At 35.2% G+C, this 23,724-nt stretch carries 20 protein-coding genes; all 20 read right to left on the bottom strand.

Features of this window, described 5'->3' with window-relative positions; all coding sequences use genetic code 11:
- Position 1: 1 nt before the first annotated feature.
- Complete coding sequence (gene wecB, locus L2567_RS18380; RefSeq protein ID WP_235299299.1) at positions 2 to 1,081, bottom strand: non-hydrolyzing UDP-N-acetylglucosamine 2-epimerase; 1,080 nt, start codon at positions 1,079 to 1,081, stop codon at positions 2 to 4.
- Positions 1,074 to 2,285 carry a glycosyltransferase family 4 protein gene (locus L2567_RS18375; protein ID WP_235299298.1) on the bottom strand — a complete coding sequence of 404 codons (1,212 nt, stop codon included), beginning with the start codon at positions 2,283 to 2,285 and terminating at the stop codon, positions 1,074 to 1,076. The genes wecB and L2567_RS18375 overlap by 8 nt, the downstream gene beginning before the upstream one ends.
- 49 nt (positions 2,286 to 2,334) lie before the next feature.
- Positions 2,335 to 3,921, bottom strand: coding sequence for a heparinase II/III family protein (locus L2567_RS18370; protein WP_235299296.1), 1,587 nt, complete (start codon positions 3,919 to 3,921; stop codon positions 2,335 to 2,337).
- Complete coding sequence (locus L2567_RS18365; protein ID WP_235299295.1) at positions 3,906 to 6,020, bottom strand: bi-domain-containing oxidoreductase; 2,115 nt, start codon at positions 6,018 to 6,020, stop codon at positions 3,906 to 3,908. Before L2567_RS18365 ends, L2567_RS18370 begins: the two co-directional genes overlap by 16 nt.
- Complete coding sequence (locus L2567_RS18360; protein WP_235299294.1) at positions 6,017 to 7,615, bottom strand: right-handed parallel beta-helix repeat-containing protein; 1,599 nt, start codon at positions 7,613 to 7,615, stop codon at positions 6,017 to 6,019. Before L2567_RS18360 ends, L2567_RS18365 begins: the two co-directional genes overlap by 4 nt.
- A gap of 61 nt (positions 7,616 to 7,676) precedes the next feature.
- Positions 7,677 to 8,771, bottom strand: coding sequence for a glycosyltransferase (locus L2567_RS18355; RefSeq protein ID WP_235299293.1), 1,095 nt, complete (start codon positions 8,769 to 8,771; stop codon positions 7,677 to 7,679).
- Positions 8,768 to 9,556, bottom strand: coding sequence for a sulfotransferase family 2 domain-containing protein (locus L2567_RS18350; RefSeq protein ID WP_235299292.1), 789 nt, complete (start codon positions 9,554 to 9,556; stop codon positions 8,768 to 8,770). Before L2567_RS18350 ends, L2567_RS18355 begins: the two co-directional genes overlap by 4 nt.
- Positions 9,543 to 10,634 (bottom strand): glycosyltransferase family 4 protein, encoded by a 1,092-nt coding sequence (locus L2567_RS18345; protein WP_235299290.1) that lies wholly within the window; start codon positions 10,632 to 10,634, stop codon positions 9,543 to 9,545. The genes L2567_RS18350 and L2567_RS18345 overlap by 14 nt, the downstream gene beginning before the upstream one ends.
- Before the next feature lie 4 nt (positions 10,635 to 10,638).
- On the bottom strand, positions 10,639 to 11,196 hold the full coding sequence (locus L2567_RS18340) for an acyltransferase (RefSeq protein ID WP_235299289.1): 558 nt from the start codon (positions 11,194 to 11,196) through the stop codon (positions 10,639 to 10,641).
- Complete coding sequence (gene asnB / locus L2567_RS18335; protein ID WP_235299288.1) at positions 11,187 to 13,070, bottom strand: asparagine synthase (glutamine-hydrolyzing); 1,884 nt, start codon at positions 13,068 to 13,070, stop codon at positions 11,187 to 11,189. Before asnB ends, L2567_RS18340 begins: the two co-directional genes overlap by 10 nt.
- 6 nt (positions 13,071 to 13,076) lie before the next feature.
- Positions 13,077 to 14,261, bottom strand: a complete 1,185-nt coding sequence (locus L2567_RS18330) for an O-antigen ligase family protein (protein WP_235299287.1) — start codon at positions 14,259 to 14,261, stop codon at positions 13,077 to 13,079.
- 83 nt (positions 14,262 to 14,344) lie between these two features.
- Entirely contained in the window at positions 14,345 to 15,484 is a 1,140-nt protein-coding gene (locus tag L2567_RS18325; RefSeq protein WP_235299286.1) for a glycosyltransferase family protein, read from the bottom strand.
- On the bottom strand, positions 15,477 to 16,538 hold the full coding sequence (locus L2567_RS18320) for an NAD-dependent epimerase/dehydratase family protein (protein WP_235299284.1): 1,062 nt from the start codon (positions 16,536 to 16,538) through the stop codon (positions 15,477 to 15,479). Before L2567_RS18320 ends, L2567_RS18325 begins: the two co-directional genes overlap by 8 nt.
- 12 nt (positions 16,539 to 16,550) lie before the next feature.
- Positions 16,551 to 18,038 (bottom strand): oligosaccharide flippase family protein, encoded by a 1,488-nt coding sequence (locus tag L2567_RS18315; protein WP_235299283.1) that lies wholly within the window; start codon positions 18,036 to 18,038, stop codon positions 16,551 to 16,553.
- Complete coding sequence (locus L2567_RS18310) at positions 18,035 to 18,907, bottom strand: PIG-L deacetylase family protein (RefSeq protein ID WP_235299282.1); 873 nt, start codon at positions 18,905 to 18,907, stop codon at positions 18,035 to 18,037. Before L2567_RS18310 ends, L2567_RS18315 begins: the two co-directional genes overlap by 4 nt.
- A gap of 32 nt (positions 18,908 to 18,939) precedes the next feature.
- On the bottom strand, positions 18,940 to 19,893 hold the full coding sequence (locus L2567_RS18305) for a sulfotransferase (protein ID WP_235299281.1): 954 nt from the start codon (positions 19,891 to 19,893) through the stop codon (positions 18,940 to 18,942).
- Positions 19,894 to 21,285: a glycosyltransferase family protein gene (locus tag L2567_RS18300; protein WP_235299280.1), complete on the bottom strand. Its 1,392-nt coding sequence runs from the start codon at positions 21,283 to 21,285 to the stop codon at positions 19,894 to 19,896.
- Positions 21,286 to 22,125 carry a class I SAM-dependent methyltransferase gene (locus tag L2567_RS18295; RefSeq protein WP_235299279.1) on the bottom strand — a complete coding sequence of 280 codons (840 nt, stop codon included), beginning with the start codon at positions 22,123 to 22,125 and terminating at the stop codon, positions 21,286 to 21,288.
- Complete coding sequence (locus tag L2567_RS18290; RefSeq protein WP_235299278.1) at positions 22,115 to 22,804, bottom strand: acylneuraminate cytidylyltransferase family protein; 690 nt, start codon at positions 22,802 to 22,804, stop codon at positions 22,115 to 22,117. Before L2567_RS18290 ends, L2567_RS18295 begins: the two co-directional genes overlap by 11 nt.
- Positions 22,805 to 23,698 (bottom strand): NAD(P)-dependent oxidoreductase, encoded by an 894-nt coding sequence (locus L2567_RS18285; RefSeq protein ID WP_235299276.1) that lies wholly within the window; start codon positions 23,696 to 23,698, stop codon positions 22,805 to 22,807.
- Positions 23,699 to 23,724 lie beyond the last annotated feature (26 nt).

The following is a 23,724-nucleotide window of genomic DNA, read 5'->3' as shown; positions in this document are numbered from 1 at the left end:
ATCATAATTTTGAAATAATCTGTACTATCCGCTTCGCTGTTTGCCCGTCCCAAAGTTCTGGTATTTCACCCTTCTTCCATTGACCTGAAAGAAGCTTTTCTAAATAAGGAAGAATGTTCTTCGGATTGGTACCCACAATTTCATTGGTACCGATCGTTACTGTTTCAGGACGTTCAGTCGAGTCTCTCAAAGTCATGCAAGGAATACCCAGCACAGTAGTTTCTTCGGTGATGCCGCCAGAATCCGTGATGACACCCATGGAATGTTTTATAGCATGAATAAATTCTAAATAAGGCATTGGACCGGTGATAACGAGTTGATCATAATTCATGTTCAGTTGGTCGTACATTTTCTTCGTCCTGGGATGCATAGGGAAAAGTACTTTATGGTCTTTAATGTTCTCGTTAATGAGCCCCAGTAGATCACCAAGGTTTTTCATTGCATCTACGTTAGAAGGTCGATGAAGTGTCATAACGAGGTATTTTCCTTTCGTTAATTCCAGTTCAGGATCTTTAAGTCTTTCCAAATTCCCTAATAAGGAGTCGATCATGGTGTTTCCCACAAAAAAAACCTTTTCATCAGCGTGTCCCAGATCCTTGAGGTTTTGATTAGCAACCTCAGAAGTGGTGAAGAAAAAATCGGTAATAGCGTCGGTTACCATTCGATTAATTTCTTCCGGCATAGACTCATCGCCAGATCTGATACCACCTTCTACATGAGCCACTTTAACACCTTCCTTCTTAGCGGTGATGGAGCAAGCCATGGTAGAGGTTACATCTCCCACGACAATGCACAGTTCAGGTTTCCAATCCTGGATGGCTTCTTCATATCGAAGCATGATTTTTCCTGTCTGTTCAGCTTGAGTCCCGGATCCAACGCCCAGATTGATATGTGGTTCAGGGATGTTCAGCTGTTCGAAAAAGTCCTCAGACATTTTTTTATCGTAGTGTTGACCAGTGTGGATAAGGCGGTATTCGATGGGCGTCGAAGCAGTTTCATTAAACCGGTGAATAGCATGTATGATGGGACCTATTTTCATAAAGTTAGGTCGTGCGCCGGCGATGATATCTATTTTATTCATTTAAATGGCTTATATGATTTAACATGGTGGCTGCAAGTCTTTTTCTACTATAATCACTGGAAAGCTTTTGGCAACCTATTACCAGGTCCTTATAAATATGCGGATTTAGCATTTTATCTAATGTATGAATGAAATCTGCCTTGTTTTCTGGTTCAAAGCATAAACCAGCATTATATTTTTCAATTATCTTTTTTGACTCTCCTGAAACACCAAGAAGTATTGGTTTTTGCATAGCTGCGTTTTCGAAAATTTTCGAAGGAATTACGGACTTAAATGTATCATCCTTTCGAAGATTTACGAGAGCCACATCGAGGAGACTGATATAGTCAGGAATACTTTCCTTGGAAACAAAAGGCAAGAATGAAGTATTGCTTAATTTCAATTCTTTCGACCTTTTAATGAGTTTTAATTTTTCAGAGCCATCACCGAGGAAAATAAAGTGAAATTTATCTGATAAATTAGGATCGTTTATGGACTCAACAATAAATTCCAGGGCATGTGCCATTCCAAGGGTTCCAATGTATCCAACAATAAATTTTCCCTGAAGACCAAGGTGGTGCAAAAGCTGCTTATTTTTAGGAATAGGTTTGAATAATTCATGATCAACACCATTTTTAACTACATGTATTTTAGATGTATTTGTGAATTTTGAGATGTACTCTTTGAAGGAGTCTGTTACAGGTATGATTAGAGAGGCACTTCTATATAACTTTTTTTCAATCCAATGCAAGAATTTGAACAATTTGGAAGATCTCTTCATGGAACCTACGGCCACGATAGATTCCGGCCATATATCTCTCACTTCAAAAATCCACTTTTTTAATTTGAAAAACGCTAAACATCGTGCTGAAATAGCTGTAAAAAATTGAGGAGAAGTTCCAATAATAACATCACATCTTACGAACAGTCCCACAATAAATGACATGATTGCATAGCTCGCAAAGTCAAGAATTCGCTTCAGAAAACCACTATTGGGAGCTATGTATGACCAGACCCTTATCACTTCAATTCCATCCATGGTTTCTTTTTGGATCGCTTTATTTTTGTATCCATTATATAACTTACCCATTGGAAAATTTGGAGCACATGTTATCACAGTAACTTCTACTCCGAGTTTGACCCATTCTTTACAATGTTCATATGTTCTACTTGCAGGGGCGTTTACTTCAGGGGGGAAGTTATCCGTTAGAAAGAGAATTTTCAAGTTGTGTTTGTCATTAAAGCTTTAAATAAAATTCCAGCAAAGCCCTATTCTAATTCCAATTAACTAGTGTTTCTAATTTATTTGAAAAAGTGACTTTGATACATTTTGCCGTTATAAGCTGATTAAATGCGCTGGCAAACTGATAATCTTCTATTTTAAATTGATCTGTTGAAAGTTCTATACACGCCCCATCAAATAGGATACGCTTCTTTTCCACTTTCTCAATAGAGATATCTGGATGAAAGTGCAACGTAGCACAACCACGGATTTTCGAGTCACGTAGTAAATCGATGATTCTCATGCTACCAATTTCTTTAATCCAGGATCTTCGATGAATAATATTAAATTTTTTAAATCCATCATGTTCTGCCTGAATATGATCATCAGAAGCAATGATGATACGGGTATTGGCTCTTTTACCTACTCTGAAGCCACTCCATACGTCACTTGAGTTTTCACCTTTAATGGTCACCGTATTATGTGCGGCCGTTGACCTTTCAGAATGCCTTCTTTTGTTTTTCTCATAGGTTGATATACCAGTGTCTACGATAAAGGGTTTATTCCTTATATTCATAACAAATGAAAGTGAATCAGCATGAGCATGTCCTGGTTGATAAGCAGGTGTAATATTACCTACATTGACCACACATTCCATTTCGGGTGATGATAATTTCCGAAAACCTGAAGAATAAAGTGCTATATTTTGCTTTCTAATCTTTAGAGAACTAAAGTATTTATTTAATACCAAGGGAGTCAATGAAGAATTTCTAGCAGAATCATTAAAATGCGGAAGACATCCATTAGAAAAAGTCATTTGAGTAAGCCAACTTTGCATTTTTCCCGCAAAGTCTTCTAATGTATTTTGGATTTCTTTTCCTTTCCACGGGTTTAAATTTAATAGCAGAATGAGATCTAGAAGTCGTCTAAAAATGATTAGGTGGTACATGGGGCTGCGTTCGTAGTGAGCACCATCGTTTAGAATTTGCTCTTCTAATTCTTTGAGAAGTAATTTTTTTGATTTCTGATATAATCTTTCATCTTTTAAATAATAAGAAGTGAAAATCAAGGCAAATGCATTTTCCAGAAGATGGTTAGCAAGTAGGTGATATTCTAAATTTTTCTCCAATCTTTTGGTATCTAAGGCGATCAGTTTATCCAACAATGGAATATTAAGATGATAAACACCTACAAATTTTATAAGATTGATTATTCTTAATGAGGTGGGGTAGGGTTCGAGACCATCTTTTAAATTGCAGTAATTCTGATAAAAGTCTGTAAGCAGAGATATAGAATGTTCAAGATTGCTATCTTTTTGTAGCAGAAAATCAAAATAGTTGAGATGATAGGTCCAGAGCTTGCCAAATTTTGAAAAATTCCAATCGACACGCTCACTAAAAGAGTGAGTCAGATTAAGAAATGAAAATGATAGTTTATGGTTAGAGGAAGAGTGAGGTATCAGGTTTTGAAAATAAATTTCTGATTTAAAGCTAATACTCGTTCCGTGTATCTCAGGTACCTTGTATGCAGGCTTCATCCTATACCATAACTGATAAAAGATTTGAATAGGTTTTAGATGAATGATGGTATGGAAGTATCTTGAAATGGATATCACCCCAGCTGTTAAATTTGAATCCAAACTTTTTCCTGCAAAGACTTAACACAAGCAATTGAAGCCTTACTCGTATTAATTATTTCATGAAATGGGATGAGATGTTGATCTCCTGATTGAATCATTTCACTCCACCTTCGAAACTGTTCAAAATGCCCTTTATCCTGTGATTTTTTTCTATTTCTTGAACGGTATCCGTAATACTTAATACTTCTAAAATTATCAATGATGATATTCTTTCCCTGATCATATATTTCAATTCTTTCTTTGGAATAGGACTTATTACCATCGGAAAAGTAATGAATCACACCTTGTGACCCATTCGCATAACGCAGTAAAATACTTGCATTGTCTGTCTGCGCACCAGGTTTTTTACCTTGTGCGTTCATGACCACCTCATCCACAAGGCTACCAGTCAGAAAAGTGATAAGATCTATGTAGTGACATGCCTCTCCAATTATTCTTCCCCCACCTTCATTTAAATCGTGAACCCAATGATCCTGAGGAATGGCACCAGCATTCATAGTTGCGATAACATTGATAGGTTTTGCAGCGCTTCCTAACTGGGTCTTAGCACTTTGAATAAAAGGAGAAAATCTTCTATTGAAACCTACTGTCAGCGAAGAATTTGCATTTTTGTATGCTTCCTCAATTTGATTGATTTCTTCAAAAGTAAGCGCTAGAGGTTTTTCTACGAAAACGTGCTTGTCTTTCTGTAGCGCCTTTATAACCATTTCAGCATGCATGCCATGACGAGTCGTTATAATAACAGCATTGCAAGCAGGATCATCCAGCACATCTCTATATTCAGTCGATGAATAATTAATTTGATATTTTTTAGCTAAAACAGTCCCTGATAGCCCTTTTGAAGAGACTATGTATTTCATTTGAACACCTAATTTGCTTAATACAGGTGCAATCATAGATGCCGTGAAATTACCAGCCCCGATGATGCCCACTATTCCTTTAGAAGGATTAAAAGGATTGTCTTTTACTTTAACTGTTGAGATTTCTGTGTCTACACTATCTGTATACTCCAGAATGGATGCGATCGACTTAGTGGAAGACATTTCGCCATAGATTCGATGGTATTCTAAAAGTGGAACTTTGTCTGTGATTAAAGGAAGGGTGTTGATGCTTTTTTCAGATATTGCTTTTAACACAGCTTCAAAATTTCTTTTTTCAGTCCACCTTACAAAACCTATTGGGTAATCCAGGCCTTTATTCTCATAGTTGTAATCATATCGTCCAGGACCGTAGCTACATGAAACTTGAAAAGTAAGCTCCTTTTCATACATATCAGCTCGATTCATATTCAGACCTATCACACCGACCAGCACAATACGCCCTCTCTGTCTGGACATTTGAGCCGCTTGTGAGATGATATCATTACTTTTTGAGGATGCGGTAATAAGAACAGCATCCGCTCCTATGTTACCTGTTCTTGCAAGAACCGAGTCTACCACATTGATGGTTGAAGCATTGTAGGCAGCAATTCCCCAACTTTTTGCCAGTTCTATTTTTTTAGTGTCAAAATCCAAACCAATAACCTGGCAACCGTTCGCTTTAAGAATTTGAGAAGCAATCAGACCTATCAAACCAAGTCCTGTAACCACTACCGTTTCACCAAATGATGGGGCAATTAATCGAATACCTTGTAAGGCAATGGCACCAATAACTGTAAAAGCAGCTTCTTCATAGCTGACATTATCAGGAATTTTAGCAATGAGATTTTCTGGAATGCATACCACTTCAGCATGGTGACCATTACTAACTACCCGATCACCTAGTTGGATGCCTTTAACTCCTTTACCTATCCCGATCACCTGACCAGCATTACAGTAACCCAGTGGCAATGGTTCTCCAAGTTTTCGAAAAACGGCGTCCAAAGTAGGTTTTAAACCGTCTGTTTTAATCTTCTGAATGACTTGCTTTACTTTTTCCGGTTGTTGTCTGGCTTTTTGTATATAATTTGCCTTACCAAACTCGACCAACATTTTCTCCGTACCAAGTGACACTAAAGATCGGTGGGTTTTGATTAAAACATGTCCCTCTTTAATCGATGGCACAGGAACATCCTCTAATATGGTTTTTCCGGTTTTAAGGTCTTGAATGATTTGTTTCATTTAATCGGTATTGATTTTTCTACTCGACACTCACATTGTTCCAGAGCGGTATTTACTGCCACATTTGTTGCGATTTTAAGCTGTGGATCTGTCCATTTCTTGATTTGAAAAGAATAATTTTCGAATTGAGACAATTCAGAGTTTTTATCCATCTTGTTTCTTGGCCGGATTTTAAATCTTAGGTCATTTGCCTTGTAATCAAGCCATATATTGCAATTGTATTCACTTGATTTATTCAAATTATAAAAAGCGCCTCTTCGGGTACCTATAAAAACATTGTAATCCAATTGATGTCGTTTTTTATTATTTTCAATAATGAGTGGGACATCTATACCTTTAAGGGTATTATTCACTAATCTTGTATTACCAGATAAAATGAAACCTATTCCATCTTTTTTTTCATCTGCGTGGTAGAAATCAAATAATAAGTTATTAGAGATGGTGATGAGGTCTACTTCCTCGTCTGGAAATCTATTATTTTTCCATCCCACAGTGACGCCTCTGGATGAATCAAAAATGACATTGTCTTTAAGTAGAACATTTTTAGCATTTCTATGAATCGTAATGGCCTCTCCGTTAGAACTCCCTGAACAAGAAGAATCTGTATCCCTAAATCCCCACAGATTGTTATTTTCAATGGTAACCCAATGAAGTGGATTTTTTGAAGAGCTTCCAACTTTGATGTCTATTCCATTTTCAGCGCAAGAAAAGAGTCTGTTTTCTTTTTGACGATAGAGATCGGGGGTTATGTAAATATCGTTGTATCCAATATATGTTCCAGGTAACTCTCCTGTGACTGGTTTGTTACGCGACGGTGTTGTGTAGTAAAGTAATTGAATACCATCTGTATAGTTTATGATTTCATTATTATAAATTTTGGTATTTAATGAAACTTGATTTTCTACCGCTCCGACTAAAATTCCCACATTGTCGCCTTTTAAGCCTTCTACTTTATCCCGAATAACTGAATTTGAAATAACGGTATGATTAGATGTAGAAATGCGTATGGCACCACTGCGAAGTACATTTTCGATAATACAAAAGTCTATTGTAATCCTGTCAGAGGAATTTATGATTAAATTGCTTATACCGCCTTTCAAATTATTAATTTGATCTTGCTTGCCACTGAATGTCAGGCCATAAATTTTCCAATTAGCGATTTCATTGAAGTTGAAGTTTTCAAGAATCGCGGCTTCATCCTTTTGTAGTTGAACCGGGTGGAGAGCTTTAGATTTTAATTTGGGATTATAATAATGGAATATCTTAGGGACCTTTAATTCTCCGGATTTGTGAGGTCTTAGTTGACCCCACTTCAAATAATCGCCAGGTGTGATTAAAAAAAGATCGATTTCATCATTTTTAAAGATAAGTTCTCGCCAGGAATCATATTCTAAATTGGGGGTAACCACTAATGTCCGATGTTTGTACCTTCGCAAGGTGGCATTATCAGGGATGGGCTGAAATTTGTATGTTGATTCTTCTAATCGGTCATGTTCAACAGATCTGTATCCTGGAATTTCAGATATATTTTGAGTACGACTATTACATGAAATCAATATCAGGAGGAGTGACCATATGCAAAAGTTGTATTTCAAGAGGCTTGCATTTATTTTAAATTATCAAAAGAATGGATACAACAGTTTTTATGATTTTCAGCTAAAGAATTTTTTTCATGACTGTTATGGCTGAATTTTGAGAATGTTCGCACTCGATTTTCATCCGTGCCTTCTCTCCCATTTCTTCTACCATACTTGGATTATCTATAATTGTTTTCAATTTGTCAACAATTTTACTGACATCTCCTGGCTCAATCAGAAAGCCATTTTCGCCATCATCTATTACTTCGGGTATGGCACCGACATTAGACGCGATAACCAATAATTTAGAAGACATGGCTTCTAACAGTGCGTTAGGAAGACCTTCGCGATAAGAAGGCAATATCAATACGTCAGAATCTGCCAACAATTTAATTTTTTCCTCTCTCAATACCCAGCCTAATAGTTTGACATTCTTTAGGTCATTATTTCTTACAAAATCCCTAACACTTTCGAATTCTTTCCCATTTCCTGCGATATTGAATTTTAAAGGTTCAGACTTTAAGTGTTTTGCCGCTTCTAAGAGATCGTAAATGCCTTTATTTTTGTCGACCCATCCTAAAAATAAGACCTGAATATGTTTTTCTTTTCTTATCTTTTTTCTAGGCGAGTATTTATGAAAATCTATCCAATTCTTGAGGACAACTAGCTTGTGATCCTGGATTTCGAAGTGATTTTTGAAAAAAGTTTTCCAATATTCTCCCTGACATAATACATAATCGCATTTGTTAAAAACGGTTCTTGCAAAATTTTTAAATCTTGGATTGCTCTGCAAATCGTCTATGATAAAACCTGAACGAGGTGCAAGGATTTTTTGAGCATGGAATAAATGAGCAATTCTGATCATCATTCCCTTTTCATAGAAACTCCAACCTGAAGAAGTAAAAATCAGAACGGATTCTATATCATATCTAATCAACAGATATGTAAACTTCAGCATTCTTTTTAATGCTTTAAATATTCTTATCAAAGTGTTTCTTTTGAGATTACTTTCAGCGGTAGTATCTACCAATTTCCAATCGACCTTCTCAGTGATATCACTATTTACCAATGATTTACAAGCAAACATTTGACCACCCACATTTCCAGAAGAGCCAGTTTTTTTAAATGATCCAACGAAAATCACTTTCTTCTTGACTTTAGATGAATTGATCAATATCCCGGCTTCACTTTTGTTTCGTATAATGGTTGCAGAAAATACGCTAAATATTTATTGCTCAACTTTCGCCTGATGTGGTCCCATTCATTTAATTTCAAGTGATCCTTTATTGTACTGAGGCCAGTTTTATGGTAAGTGCTGTAAAATACTTCTTTGATATATTGATAAGTGGCCATATCCGTTGCATTATATTGAGTAATTTTCTGAATGTAATCTTCACTCAGATCTGCTCTGCTGATCGCTTTTTCCCTCCCGGGAGTCACATTTGCTTTTTCATATTTAAGATATGAAGGGTCATTGAAAATTTGATTTGATAAAATGGATATGGAAGAATCGTAGTCTTCAAAGATGCCAATAAACCCATACCTATCATTGATGATGGAAATGGCTTTATGATAATCTCTTGAGCCCGTTAATCTAAAGCTTTGAAAGTTTTTAAAATATGGTTCAGAGATAAAATCATCAAAGCTTTTTTGATATTTCTTTTTAGATATATGCCAATTGTAATGGCTTATCAATCTATCGATGGGGTTTCTTACGATAGAAAATAGAAATTGATCAGGAAAGTAATTATACTCAGGGTGTAATCGATGACCTCCAATTGAGCTGGGCCGGGGAAAAATATATTTCTTAATAGAATTGAAAGTATCGACGGTAAAATAGGGACCGAATCTGGGACTTGGGGAGATATAACCATCAATATGATAGTGGAACATATTGTGTAAGGTGATTCCTCCAGCTTTTTCGACATGTATGAAGACTAGGGGCTTAACTAGCTTCACCTGAAATCAATGTTAAATATTTCTTGGACATTTGATCTGGATTGAATAAATTTTTTGCACGGGCTCTTAATGTAAGCCCAATGTCTTGTAGTTGTGATGGTCTTAAACCAAGTAGGTTATTGAGCTTTTGGTACAGATCATACACATCATCTGGGTTGAACAAAAGATCTTTATGGTGATTGACTAAATGAGGGTGATCTAAAATATTGGAAATCAACACGGGCAGACCGGCACTCATTGCTTCACAAACAACGTTCGGCAGTCCTTCCCATAGACTTGGATGCAAAAGCAGGTCAAAGTCAGCATACTTTTCCTTGATCTTAGGAGTAGATTGATGAAAGATCCATTTAATTTTTAACCGTTTTGCTCTACTCTTACATTTTTCAGCATGTGAGTTCATCTTATCATTGTTAAATTCTGTTCCGCCGAACCAATGAATTTCAATGCCATCTACCTTATTGTTTTCAAGCATGGAAAGAACTAACTGAGCATTTTTTAAAGGTCTCAATTTGCCAACCATCATTATTCGTTTAATGCTATTATAACTCTTCTTTTCCTTTACTGAATCGAATTCAATTCCGTTATAGATGGTATAAAACTTTTTAGCTAGAACAGGATTAGTGTTGACCCAATTTAATCTTTCATGAATACTATTGGAGACCAGATAGGTCGAATTTTTGTTGATAAAATGGTATTGTATTTTTTTTAAAAAAGGGAGTGTTCCAATTTCAGTTTTACTCCTGTATGAAGCAACGATTTTTAATCTTTCTTTTTTTAGCGCTGACAAGACTGAAGCGTAAAAGTTTGGGGTATCTAAAAAAGATATGATGCCATCATAGCCATATGTTTTATCCAATTTGTTTAATTCATGGATAACGTTTAGGCCTAATTTGTTTTTTTTTTGACACAAAAACACTTTAATATCACCTTCTGATAGGCGATCCTTAAAGAAATTAATATCGTGATAATAGAAGACATGGACGAGGTGTCCTTTCGCTTTCAATGTTTTGGCTAACAGAACAAGTTGGTTTTGCGCACCACCAGGCCCAAGACTATCAATGAGCAATAAAATTTTCAAAGGATTACTTTAAGAATGGTTTTGGAATTTTATCCACAATTTCTAAAATTGATTGTTTGTAAGAGGAATGTTTATTTTTATCTATTTCTGAAGGATAAGATGCCAAAGCTTTATTGTGATAATCTTCAAATAAACCTATTTTTTTTGCGGGATTACCACCAACGATATATCCTTTAGGTATTGATTTTGTCACAACGGAACCAGCCGCTACAATCACATTGTCTTCTATAATGACACCCGGCATGATGATGGAATTATTACCAATAAAAACATTGTTTCCAATACTTATTGGTTTGTAGTCAAACCTTCTTCCCTTTTCATCTCTTATTAACCAAGTAGAACCATTATGAGTTAATAATCGAACACCTGCAGTTATGGTTACTCGTTCCCCTATTGAAATCAGGAATGGTTCAGACCCAAATCGAGTAATATAAATTCTGCAGTCTTTACCTACATTTACTCCTAAGTATTTTGCATATCCTATTGTTCCTTTTGTAGCCAGAATAAAATACTTAGTAATATTTAATCTTAAATGTTTAAAAATTTTCGATATCAAAGCCATTTTTCACACCACATTTGAAACATTAAAGTTGACCAGATGATATTGTTTCTTTCTTTTCCATACTTTTCTTGAAACCTCACTTTACTTAGTACTTCTTTGCTATCAAGAATATCAAACTTATCAATTGCCTTAGTATTAAGATAATCATGCACCATGTCATTTAAATCATCTTTTAACCAACTATTTAAGGGTATACCAAAACCTTTTTTAGGGCGATCCATGATTTCTTTGGGAATATACTTATGCGTTATTTCTTTCAGCAGATACTTAAGTGTGCCATTTTTCATTTTAAGATCAGAGGGTATTGAGGAAACGAATTCATATAACTCATGATCTAACAATGGTTCTCTTCCTTCCAGGCTGTAGTGCATTGTAGACCTGTCTACTTTTACCAGCATATCATTTGTCAAAGTAGATTGATAGTCAACACTCAACATTTTATTTAAGTTATCATCCGACTCAATAGGATCTCCTAGGACCAATTGAGGATCATATTTTACTTTATGATTGGAAATGAAATTTGCTTCTGAAGCCGTTAAGTTTTTTGAATATTCGTTGAAAATATTAGCGAGACTAATATCGATAAGCAAATTTTTACTTTTTTCCAGTTTTCTATTCAGATCATCCGGATATAATCCTAAAGACTGACTACCGGAAATCAAGTGAGCTAATAAATTTTTAAGTTTGCCAGGAATTCTATTAAGTGAATTGCTAATCTCTAAAAATCGAGTGTTTCTTTTATAACCCGCGAATAATTCGTCTCCTCCGTCAGCCGAAATTGCAACTTTGACATGTTTAGATGTTAATTTGCTTACAAGCAAAGTAGGAATCGCTGAACTATCTGCAAATGGTTCATCAAAGATAGAGGCCATTTTAGGAATTAGTTCAATAGTATCCTTTTTTGAGCAAATGTATGACGAATGATCTGTTCCTAAATATTCAGCCACTTTCCTGGCGTATGAGGATTCATCGTAACGTTTGTCCTGGAATCCAATAGTAAAAGTTTTTATCTTTTCAGTGCGATCACTTTGTAAAACGGCAGTAACTAAAGAACTATCATAACCACCACTCAAAAACACCCCAACAGGTACATCAGCTACCATTCTATAATTGATAGCCTTTACTAATTTTTCTTCTATCAAAGGAAGTAGTTGTTTTTCACTATAGGCTAAGCCTTCATTTGTAACATATTTATTCGGATCCCAATACCTGTGTTCTTTTACTGCCCTACTTTTTAGATTTATAATCAGATAAGAACCAGGTTTGACCTTTGTGCAATGATTAAAAATAGTAATAGGACTGGGAACGAATCCGTATTGAAAATATAGGTTTACAGCGTCTTTGTTTATACTTTTATAGAATGCTTGACATTTATGAAAGGCTTTTAATTCAGAAGAAAACATGATTATGTTATCTTTTCTATAAAGAAATAGAGGCTTAGCACCTGGTCTATCCCTACATAAAAATATCTGATCTTTTGTTTGATCATAAATCGCAAAAGCAAACATTCCTGTGAACTTTTTAACGCAATTTTCTCCCCAATAATCATATGCTGATAGAATGACTTCGGTATCAGAAGTGGAAGTGAATTTATAGTTAGCTTTTAATAGCTTTATCTTTATTTCCTTATAGTTGTAAACTTCTCCATTGTATACTATTGTTAAACCATGTTTTGTCATTGGTTGACTTCCCGATGAGGAAATATCAATAATAGATAATCTGCGATGACCCAACCCAACTTTAGCTAAAGATGTGTTAAAAACTTTATATCCAGCACTGTCAGGACCTCTGTGAATAATAGAATCTGTCATTCTAACTAAATCTTCGTCACTTACACTTGAACTGTAATCTATAAATCCTGCGATTCCACACATATGATCTTATCTAAATTTAATAAAGGCGAGTGAAACTCCTATTAATAGATTTGATATTCTATCATCCAAGGCATTGTGTCCAGTACCAGCTACATTGACAAAATACACAACGCAAACACCGAGAATAAAGAAACCCAATGCTGAATTTGAATGAAACAAGGCCTTTAAACCCAAGGAAATAAAAAGCAAAATAAAAATGAGAAAGGGCAATACTCCACTTTCGCCATAAATAAGTAGATGCGTATTATGTACTCCGTATTTTCGATTTCCAGGCAGATATTTTAATCTATGAAATGATCCAATTCCATATCCATATAAAGGTCTTTTTAAAATTTCATTGATAGCAAAAGCATAAACATCACTTCGGTGAGAAGTTGTCTTTCTATTAATCTGGCCCTCCAAGAGACTCACAGTTTGAATCACCCTCGTTCTCTGACCATAACTTAAGTTTTCTACCATATTGCCTACTCTTTTTGACACTAAAAAGATTCCTAGTGCAATAAAGACGATGAATAGCGAAATCTTTGGTAAATGTTCGAGATTAATCTTTGATATGTTCTTTAATTGATAAATTAAATAGAATACAAAAATGAGTATAATCGTGATAATTGAAGCTCTTGAAAAAGTAGAAAAGCAGGCGTAAAATGCTAATCCTATGAGAGGAATAAGCAATATATTGTATTTAGAAAAATAACTATAACAAGATAAAACTATTACTAGAAAGTAAACTGAGAATGCTCCTGTTTCATTGGGGTTTCCAAATAACCCTGTATCTCTATTTGAATCAAAATCAACAGGACTAAATTGAAAGTAATCATATACACCTAACTCCTTTCCTATGATTATAAATAAAATTGAAACAAGTGAAGTGTATAGTAAAAGCTTGAATAGAAAGCTGAGCTTTCCAGCTTGCATAAGAGATTTTGTTGCTATAAAAGACGCTACAATAATTATAATTGACGAAATATAAGATCTGTATATTTTTATTAACGATGTTTTTGGATGTAAATAACTATCATCGATAAGAAGAAAGGCGAAGCCTATTATTAAGTATGATAAGAAAAATAAGACAATAGCAATAAGGTAGTTGTCTTTTATTGAAACATTGAGGTTGAATACGCCCAAAGAAATGATAATAAAGGAAAAGACTAAAATTAATGGCGAAAGTGGCGCATTGATTCCAAATGCCATTTTCAAAACGCCATTTAGATTGCATAGGAAAATGATTGACAATGCGACAAAGCACCATTTAATGATGGTATGGTACGAAATACTCAAAAGTCAATTAAAATTTTAAGCCTTGAAGCAATTCGATCTATTTCAAACATTTCACTGGTTTTAAGTGCATTGGAAACTAATTCATCAACATACATTTTATCCGTTCGCAACTTTTCCACGGCATCTAATATTTCAGCCTCTGACTTGACAGTTACATTTAATGCGCATTCATTTTCATTTAAGAAGCTTGTCAAGAATACATCCTTCGGACTATGGGCTAATATAGGTTTCCCACTCCTTAACAAGGGTATGGTTCGGGTCGGAAATATGGTTTCATACTCAACTGTGGTTCTTTCACCGTCAAACCCATGCGGTAAAAGCATGATGTCATATTTGGGTAACTGGCCATACAACCGATCTAATTCAATGAATCCGTGATAGATAACATTTTCACCTAAAATACCTAAATCTGAAAATCTTGCTTTAGGGTTTCCTGAATAAATATGAATTTCATTTGTAGGTGATTTAATCAAGGCTTTCATTAACCGCACTGAAGCATCTCTGCAAGATTCGTTTAATGACCCTGTAAACACAAAAGTTGTTTTATCGGAATTACTGGAATATGTATTTTTAGGAGGTGGAGGAAGAGGAAATCCATGACGCAATGTATGGCTCTCCAATTGCGGATATTGCTTGTCATAAAACTGCTTCATGCCATCACTCATCACCATCACTCTCTCTGATTGTTGAAAAACCTTAGGTTGTAACCATCCAGCCAATATTTTTTTTAATCCGGTTTCATTGTCATAATAAGTATTGTGAAACCAAGTGTAAAAAGGAATTTGCTTTTGCTTGCTAACCTTGTAGGATGCATATAGAAAGAAGTCATTGGGGTAAACGCACAAGACTTTATCTACATCTTCGCTCTCTATGATGCGTTTTATAACTTTTACAAGTCTATTGATTTTGAACCATTGAAGATATTTTTGACCACGACCATATATACTGATTTCTGCATCAAAATATTTTATCTCTGGATAGTCATCTGGCCAAGTGTGTTTTAGTTTGGCCGGAGGTTTCTCTCCAAGAATTATTAACTCTTCTCTTTTGAACTGAGAAGCTATATTATTGATGATCACTGAGGAGCCTGTGGGCCAAGGGTGAACAGTCCAACTGACAATTAACAATTTACCCATGCACAGCTAACCTTCTTTCCCAGCTGTCCACAATTTCTTCAAAGACCAATTGTAAAGGCTTCGTAATATCCCATTCAGGATAGTGTTCTTTCATTTTGGACAAATCTGATATGTAGCAAATGTGATCTCCTTCTCTGTTTTTTTCGCTGTAGGAATACTTCATTTTCTTACCTGTAATCCCTTCGACCCGATCAAATGCTTCTAATATAGAGGTTGAATTAGCTCTTCCTCCACCAATGTTGTAGACTTCACCATATCCAGGGTTATTAAAGAATGCTTCTATAAATTTTGCAACATCATAGGAATGAATATTGTCTCTTACCTGTTTGCCTTTGTAGCCAAAGATGGTATACTCGCCTTCCACTATATTCGTTTTAATCAAATAACTTAAAAATCCATGTAATTCTACTCCGGAATGATTAGGTCCGGTTAGACAACCTCCACGTAAAGCACATGTAGGTAAGTTAAAATACCTCCCATATTCCTGGACCATTATGTCAGCGGCTACTTTTGAAGCGCCAAACAGGGAATGTTTTGATTGATCTATCGTAAAACTTTCTTTGATACCATCAAAGTATTCTTTATCCCCATATTCCCATCTGGACTCTTTTTCAACCAAGTTCAATGAATTAGGCGCATCTCCATAAACTTTGTTGGTGCTCATATGAGCAAATGGTGAATCTCCACAGAATTGTCTGCATGCCTCCAGTAAATTTAGGGTACCCACAGCATTGACATCAAAATCATCAAAAGGTCTGGAAGCCGCTAAATCGTGCGATGGTTGGGCAGCTGTATGGACGATGTGAGTAGGTCTAAGCTCTTCAAAAAGCTTGAGAACTCCTGCTCTGTTTCTTATATCCAATTCGATATGTTCAAAGTTATCACAATTCTTTAATAACTGATTTTGATTCCATCTGGTATCTCCCTTAGGGCCGAAAAAATCTGCCCTCATATTGTTATCTACACCATAGATTTTCCAACCAATCTGGTTAAAATGTCTTACCACTTCTGAGCCAATCAAACCAGAAGAACCTGTTACCAATAATTTATTCATATACTTGATTCATTAAGTTTTTTGTAAGAAAATTAAGTCTAATAGCCTTAGTATCCGCTTTTCCTTAATAAATGTTTGGAGTGAAATACTAAAAGCTTCATAATTAAAAAATAGTATTAAATAGGTTGAAATCACGGTAGCTAACAAGCCAAGTATCAAACTGAGATAATTAATAGTGCATACTGTCAGTATTAATGTAAGAACCACTATTAGTGCAATGTGACGAGAAAAAAGGACAAGTCTATCACCTAAAAATCGAAAATAAGAAGCTTGCATCAGTTGAAATCCTCTATATGCACACAGACCATCTGAAATGGTTGAAATTGTTACAAAAATAATTGCATAGGTAGCTATTTGATAACCCATAAAGGAAACATATATTAATATCGGTATAGTGATAACAAATGAAATTATGGTTATTCTGGCTTTGATATCAGGTCTACCCATTGAAGTAAGGATTCCATTCGTGGGATACAGTACAACCTTGAGTAGATAATAAATAGAGAAAATCTGAAACAAAAAAACCGCTCCTTCCCACTTACTTCCAAATACAAGAGGAATGAGTTGCTTGGCAAATATTATGACATATAGGATTACAGGACATAGGAGAAAAATAGCGACCACCCCATAATATTTAAAGAGTTTTAGTAAATATTGAGTATGCTCTCTATTCTTAGCCATAAGTGACAGCACCATACTGGTCTGAGGAGCAATAACAGCATTAAAAGTATAGGAAGCGTAATTATTAGCGAATTGGTAATTACCTTGAACGTTTTTATCAAAGTAAGATGCGACGAAAAATTTATCTACTTGTTTCGTAAAATAGGAGCCTGATGTATTGAGGAATAAGTTGAAACCAAACTTTCTAATCTTACTGTATTCTTCTACCTTATCGGCAAATGTTGTTTTTCTCAATAATGATAAATTATGTTTTGCCTTTATCATCAAAGAATAAACAGTATTGCCTACTAAATTTCCATAACTAAAAGTAAGTGGGCCTAAACCTGCAAAAGCAAAACCTATTTTTGAAAGTGCGGCTCCTACGTCTCTTGCAAATCTCGAAATAGAAATTCTTTTAAAATCCAGTGATTTGGATAATTGAGCTTCTTCAGGTTTAGAAATAAGGGCAATCAAAAACAGAAAAGAAGATATAGATAAGAGTTTCGCCAGAACGGGATCGTTGTAAATCCATATATAGAAGGCAATTCCATTGGTTATGATAAACAGCAGAATTGATTGGATGATACGTAGATTAAAAACCTGTCTCAGCAACACCATTTCTTGGTCACCTTGGTAGTCCTTGTTTTGTATGAAGTAAAACTCATATCCACTTATGGAAAATAAATTAATGAAGCCAAAAAGTATATTTAAGGTTAGTAGATAACCAAAGTCTTCTACGGATAAAACCCTTGCTAAAATTATGCTTCCAAAAAATAGGACAATTTTCGAAAGAATATTGGATATAAAGATATATCGAGCTGAAATGGCTCCACCTTTCATTCATCAATTTCTTTTTCTAAAGAAATCACATTCTGTATATACTGTTGATCTCCTCGATAGATTTCCTTTAAATGCTCGCTGTAAAACTTTTTTACTATAGATAAGTAGCCTTGGGCGTCCATTCCAAAAAACAACTCAGCGTAATTTGCTCGCTTTAGAAATTTACTATTGTAGGCGTTTAAACCGATAGTAAGATGCCTATAATCTTTAAAGTTTACATTTTGGGACTTAAAGCAATCGATCATTCTGGACTTGTCATCTACATGGTCTGTAATGTCAATCACAATATTAGGATATAGGTGGTTATGGACCTGGTATCCCCAGATTTCGCAATGGTCACTTATAGAAATAATTGAATCTGAAAGCAATAGCATATGGTTGGTTAGTCTGTGCTTTACAGGAATGTCTAAAAACCAGGGAAGCAGTATCAAATCGGGCTGTAAAGTCTGTATCAAATCAGTCAATGACTTAATGTGATGTAACGACAATTTAGGTTCAAGATTAGAAATATCTAATTTCTCAATTCGTACCTTCAGCCCCTTAAGGGCTTCTGATAATTCACGATTTCTTACCTCAACTGATTCCTTTGCTGAAACTCCTAAATTATCTTGTGCACCATCCGTTGTGTATAATATCGTTACGGCAGCATTTAGTCTCTTTAATTTATGGAGAAGGCCTCCACATCCGATACTTTCATCATCTTGATGTGGCGCAATTAGTAAAACCTTATTATAGTGACTTAAATTAGGTTGGACAGGTTCCATTTCTCTATAAAAGAATTCAGTACTAAAAATTTTTTCCAATACAGAAATATCGTTAATTGAATCCCAATTTTTAATTAGAAAGTGTTGGGAGCTTTCCGCTGCCATAAATTCGGCGATTTTCCGCTTAAATTTTGTAACTATCTTTTTAACCACTCTCCTAAATCTAAATCAAGCATTTTTTCAAGCTCCTTGATGTGAGGGGAATAAATTTTTTCTAAATATTCTCGATCTTCTTTCTTCATTATGAAATCTTCTTTAGAGTTTCTAAAAGGTTTTGAAATTTTTTTGACAAAGTTTCTTCTGCGGTAGATATTTCTTCTGAATAAAAGCAATGACAATTTATTTACAGTGTAGAAGTATTTATTCTCCAACTTTTTGAAGAATGGAACTTTGTTCAAAACAGGTTTCTGAATCATAGTCCAATTTCTATTGTATTTCTTGTCAACATTAGAATAACCGATATCCGTATTTACGTCTAAAAAAGAATAAATAGACTTCAAATGAGATGAAGGGTGTATTTTTGCTTTTTCCAATATGGTGACCAAGACATTTTGAGGATCAAACACCTCAAATAATTTTTGCAAACTTCTATCATAGAAGCCCCTCGTTACATATGAAAGATGATCCCTTGCGTAATCACTACTTTCAATTCGCTTACTTTCAGCTCTGATTGCTTTAGAAAAACTTAAAGATTCCCGACCTTTTCCTACCTCATTCCAATACATAGACCATGCTCGTTCAATGGGATTTCTTAAAGTGACCAAGAGCTTAATGTCGGGAAAATAGTTCTTTATTCTTTGATGGCTTTGATGCCAGAAAAAGTAATCTGCACTTTTTTCACCAATTGCTTTGTGAGTATTTGCATTTTTGAAAAAATCCAGATACTCTTCTCTTGAATGAGTTACCCCCCAAATTTCATAATCAACTTTTCCCTCTTGGTACTTTTTACTGCCGACTAATTCACTATCTATGAAGTAACCGAGGTCCATCTTGGGGTTCAAATAAATTTCAGGATGATCTTCTATCCATCTGGCAAGAGTCGTTGTTCCACTTCTTCTTTCACCAATAATTAAAAAGGTAGGTTCCTTCATTCAAATAAATGATTGTATGACTTCAACACAATTGGTTGTTGAATTGGGAAAAGTACATTCTGCTCTAATTGTTTCCTTCCTTTTGGATTGATTATAACTACTATCCTCTAAATATCTATGAAGTACCAAAGTCATTTCTTCGAAATTCTCCACCACACTTACCCCACCTAGTTCTACTAATTTTCTAAGATGAGTATAATCTATCAGTCTTCTAGCTGATTTCCAGTATTCTAGCTGTTTGTCTCCATCAAACGAAGTTAGTACCACAGGTACTCCACACATTAAAGCATCAATTGAAAGCGTGCTACCTGAGTTTAGAGATACGGAACATCCAGCAAGAAGGTTTGACATTCTATCCATATCATTTTCTCTCATAGACCAGGGCAAATCACTCTTATTTAAATCTGGAAAATCAACTCCTACTCTTGAACTCACCAGGGATTTTAATCTGGGCAACCAACTTTCATCTGCCATTGACCCTTGAACATTTTGTGGATGTGGCCTCACTATCAATTGCATTTCTGTACCAAACTGGTCAGCTTCAACATTCTGAGCCAGCCATTCCACAATGTCTATTTCATGTGGCGCAAATCTAGGAGAACTCATTCCAAAAAAAAGATATGGCTTATTGCGATCCAAACCTAATTCTTCCAGATATGGTGCTGGATGTGGATTTAATCTGGAATCTAAATGAATGTCAAAATGTGGAACGCCACATTCATAAATGTCATCTTCACTGACGCTATAAAATTCCATTAATTCTTCTTTCATGATAGGGCCCCACGCAATGTATTTATCAGCAAGGTGGGGAAATCTTCCTTTGCATGTGATATTATCCCAACTTAGTAGGTGGATCACGGTTTGTATGCTTTGTTTTCTTGCGGCATTCAAAAGCATGCTCTCAGAAAAATTAACCGGATATGTAGATATGACGGTTTGGGGATTGATTTCCTTTAAAAGGTCATATGCCATTTCCGACTCCAGCATTGTTGACTCCTTTGCTGAATACCATTTTTTAATGCCGGGAAAATTTTTCTTTAAGTCATGAGTAATTTTAAGTAAACGGGGTCTTAACCATCTATAGATTGATTTATGTTTAGATCTGATATCATAAATATACTTTTCATAAAGGGCAGGATTTTTATTGATGTCTTCCAGAAAGTAAGCTCTTGCTTTCATGTAATGATCAGACCAGAAATTACTCTTAGGTCGAAATTCATATAGGTGAATGCCATATTTTTCACAATATGTTTTAAGATTTATATCGTCAGAGTCAGGTGCGATGAGTGCTACTCCCAATCCTTTTTCTACTAACCTTCCCAGCAAATTGGTTTGTGTCACCATCCTTGCAGCAAAACCATGAGAGACCATATAAGCCACATCTATTTTCATTTACTTTTCTGCAATAAGGAGGAGACAAAGATTGAAGAAGCGATTTGTCTTAAAAGACAGAGATTGATGCCTTTTAAATGTATTATAATGCCATTTGTAAACAGGAAGTGTTATTTTTTTTTCTAAATCCTTATTGATATTTATTTTCCAATAGGGATTGTACGGCAGGCACTGCACATTTTGATAACCAAGAGATGCACTTATTTCGGTATAGTATTCTTTATTATAATCCGTTCTCAAGATTTTATTGTTTTCAGACTTCTTGCCATATATCGATTTTATGATAAACTTTGCCAGTCCTATTGGATTCAGAAAAAGTCTCTGTAAATACGATTTTTTTAAAGATTGTTTGGGTACAATGGGCATAAAAATTAATCCACCTTTTTTTAGAAGTCTATAGGCTTCCTGCAATGTTGGTGTAGGGTCTAAGAAGTGCTCTAATAAACCAATATTATAAATACAGTCAAATGACTCATCATGAAAACTAGTATTTTCTACATTTTCTAAAATCAGTCTTGGAAGTTGAACACCATATTTTTTAAAGGAATGCTTAGCAACCTCAAAACCTGTTTCAGATAAATCTACCATCGTGAGATCTTGGTATCCATTTTGCGCGAGATATAGGGTCGTAGTGCCTCTCCCTGACCCTAATTCGCAAAATGAATTATAATTCCTGTCCTTTATTAGTGAAATCAAATCACTGGCGTAGCCCCTTTGCCAGAACTGAAGAATATCTGTTGGTTCAGCATCTGTGTAAATAGGATTATCCAGGTTTTCCTCCAACTGGGTTTCCCATATTTCGTCCCAACCTGAAGTGCTCCCATGTTTTTTATCCTTCATGTGAATTATTGAATAAAAACTTTGCAAATTCAAAATCGATCGGATCATTGATATCTAGAGATCGTTCTCGAGGCATTTCATAACCCAGACAGTGATCACCTATTATGCGATTCTTTTTAATGGTGGATATTCTACTCACATAAACTGATCCATTTCTCACGTACAATTCAGGTAATTCATGTTCTGCCATACGATTGTTTTCTTTTTCAAAATATGGAATAAGAACTTTATTTTCCATTTTCTTAATCTTCGCAGGTTGAATAACATGATCTAGTTTCATTACACTTACTGCGCTGTCCGCACTTTCGAAATTTTGCAACAGTTTTATTGTAGAATCAATATCGAACGCTGTAGTGAATGGTGAGCTCGGCTGAATTATGGCAATCATATCATAATCTGTTTCCATATATGCTAAGGCATCCTGAACGTAACTAATTGCGAGTGCCTGATCACCAGAGATTTCAAATGGTCTTACCCTTTTTATAATGGAAGGATAGGATTCGCCAATTTTAAGTATTTCGAGATCGTCAGAAGTTAATAATATTTCATTTATTAATGTAGATTCTAAGCCAGCCTGTATAGCATACTCTACCAGGGGTTTGCCTCCTAGTAATTTCTTATTCTTTCCAGAAATTCTTTTTGAACCTCCTCGAGCAGGAATGATTCCAAGTATATTCATCTAAACATTATAATTTTTACCTACCCATCTATAAATTTTATCAGCGATAAATCTTTCTGTTTTATTAAAAGATTCATAAGTATTGCCACCGATATGAGGAGTAATTATGATGTTTTCGTGGTCTTTTGCGTAAATGAAAAGGGGATTTTTTGCAATATCCGGTTCACCATATAATACATCAGTGGCATACCCACCGAGGTGGCTATGTTTTAGAACATTGACAAGCGCTTCTTCATCTATCACACCACCTCGGCTTGTATTGATCAACCATTTTGAACCAGTAAATCTTTTTAAAATCGAACTGTCAAGCACCTTGTGATTCTTTTCATTGTATGGAATATGAAGTGAAACAATGTCTGAGAGTTCTATGAGTCTTTCCATGCTATTCACTTCATGAAAACCTTCGAGGTTCTGTCTTTCAGCGGTGTCAAAGTATAGTATATGGCAGCCCATTGCTTTAAAATAAGCAGCGACAATTTGACCTAGTCTACCCATTCCTATTATGCCTACTTTTTTACCATATACTTCGTACCCCCTGAAATCATCTCTTTTCCAATGTCCAGCCAGCACACTGCTAATGGATGAAAGTCCTTTTCTCAATAAAGCGAGAGTTAAGAAAATGGTATGTTCTGCGGTGGCACGAACCTCTTTTAAGAATTCTGTTTCTCCCCTTAAGCAAACAATCTCAATATTGTATTTTCTACATAGATTTTCATCAATATGATCGATTCCAGTGACCGGTGTTGCCAAAACCCTGCAACGGGTATGATTGGTCAATACCTTTTCATCAATTTTATAGGCAAGTCTAAACCAAAAAACATCTACAGTTTCCAGTAGGCTTTTTAAATCAGACATCAAAACAGGTCCGGTACTCAAAGTATACTTACCGTCCATTTCATCCAGGATGTCTCTTGAAAAAT

This window comes from Portibacter marinus (assembly GCF_021533195.1).
GTDB classification, from domain to species: Bacteria; Bacteroidota; Bacteroidia; order Chitinophagales; family Saprospiraceae; genus Portibacter; species Portibacter marinus.
The sequence above is the reverse complement of the archived record's forward strand: the minus strand, read 5'-3'. Positions and strand labels throughout refer to the sequence as shown.

What these genes read in the sequence shown, in the direction of transcription:
- wecB (WP_235299299.1), bottom strand. Translation starts at nt 1,081, where the DNA reads ATGAATAAAATAGATATCATCGCCGGCGCACGACCTAACTTTATGAAA.
- L2567_RS18365 (WP_235299295.1), bottom strand. Translation starts at nt 6,020, where the DNA reads ATGAAACAAATCATTCAAGACCTTAAAACCGGAAAAACCATATTAGAG.
- L2567_RS18340 (WP_235299289.1), bottom strand. Translation starts at nt 11,196, where the DNA reads ATGGCTTTGATATCGAAAATTTTTAAACATTTAAGATTAAATATTACT.
- asnB (WP_235299288.1), bottom strand. Translation starts at nt 13,070, where the DNA reads ATGTGTGGAATCGCAGGATTTATAGATTACAGTTCAAGTGTAAGTGAC.
- L2567_RS18330 (WP_235299287.1), bottom strand. Translation starts at nt 14,261, where the DNA reads ATGGCATTTGGAATCAATGCGCCACTTTCGCCATTAATTTTAGTCTTT.
- L2567_RS18325 (WP_235299286.1), bottom strand. Translation starts at nt 15,484, where the DNA reads ATGGGTAAATTGTTAATTGTCAGTTGGACTGTTCACCCTTGGCCCACA.
- L2567_RS18320 (WP_235299284.1), bottom strand. Translation starts at nt 16,538, where the DNA reads ATGAATAAATTATTGGTAACAGGTTCTTCTGGTTTGATTGGCTCAGAA.
- L2567_RS18315 (WP_235299283.1), bottom strand. Translation starts at nt 18,038, where the DNA reads ATGAAAGGTGGAGCCATTTCAGCTCGATATATCTTTATATCCAATATT.
- L2567_RS18310 (WP_235299282.1), bottom strand. Translation starts at nt 18,907, where the DNA reads ATGGCAGCGGAAAGCTCCCAACACTTTCTAATTAAAAATTGGGATTCA.
- L2567_RS18305 (WP_235299281.1), bottom strand. Translation starts at nt 19,893, where the DNA reads ATGAAGGAACCTACCTTTTTAATTATTGGTGAAAGAAGAAGTGGAACA.
- L2567_RS18300 (WP_235299280.1), bottom strand. Translation starts at nt 21,285, where the DNA reads ATGAAAATAGATGTGGCTTATATGGTCTCTCATGGTTTTGCTGCAAGG.
- L2567_RS18295 (WP_235299279.1), bottom strand. Translation starts at nt 22,125, where the DNA reads ATGAAGGATAAAAAACATGGGAGCACTTCAGGTTGGGACGAAATATGG.
- L2567_RS18290 (WP_235299278.1), bottom strand. Translation starts at nt 22,804, where the DNA reads ATGAATATACTTGGAATCATTCCTGCTCGAGGAGGTTCAAAAAGAATT.
- L2567_RS18285 (WP_235299276.1), bottom strand. Translation starts at nt 23,698, where the DNA reads ATGGACGGTAAGTATACTTTGAGTACCGGACCTGTTTTGATGTCTGAT.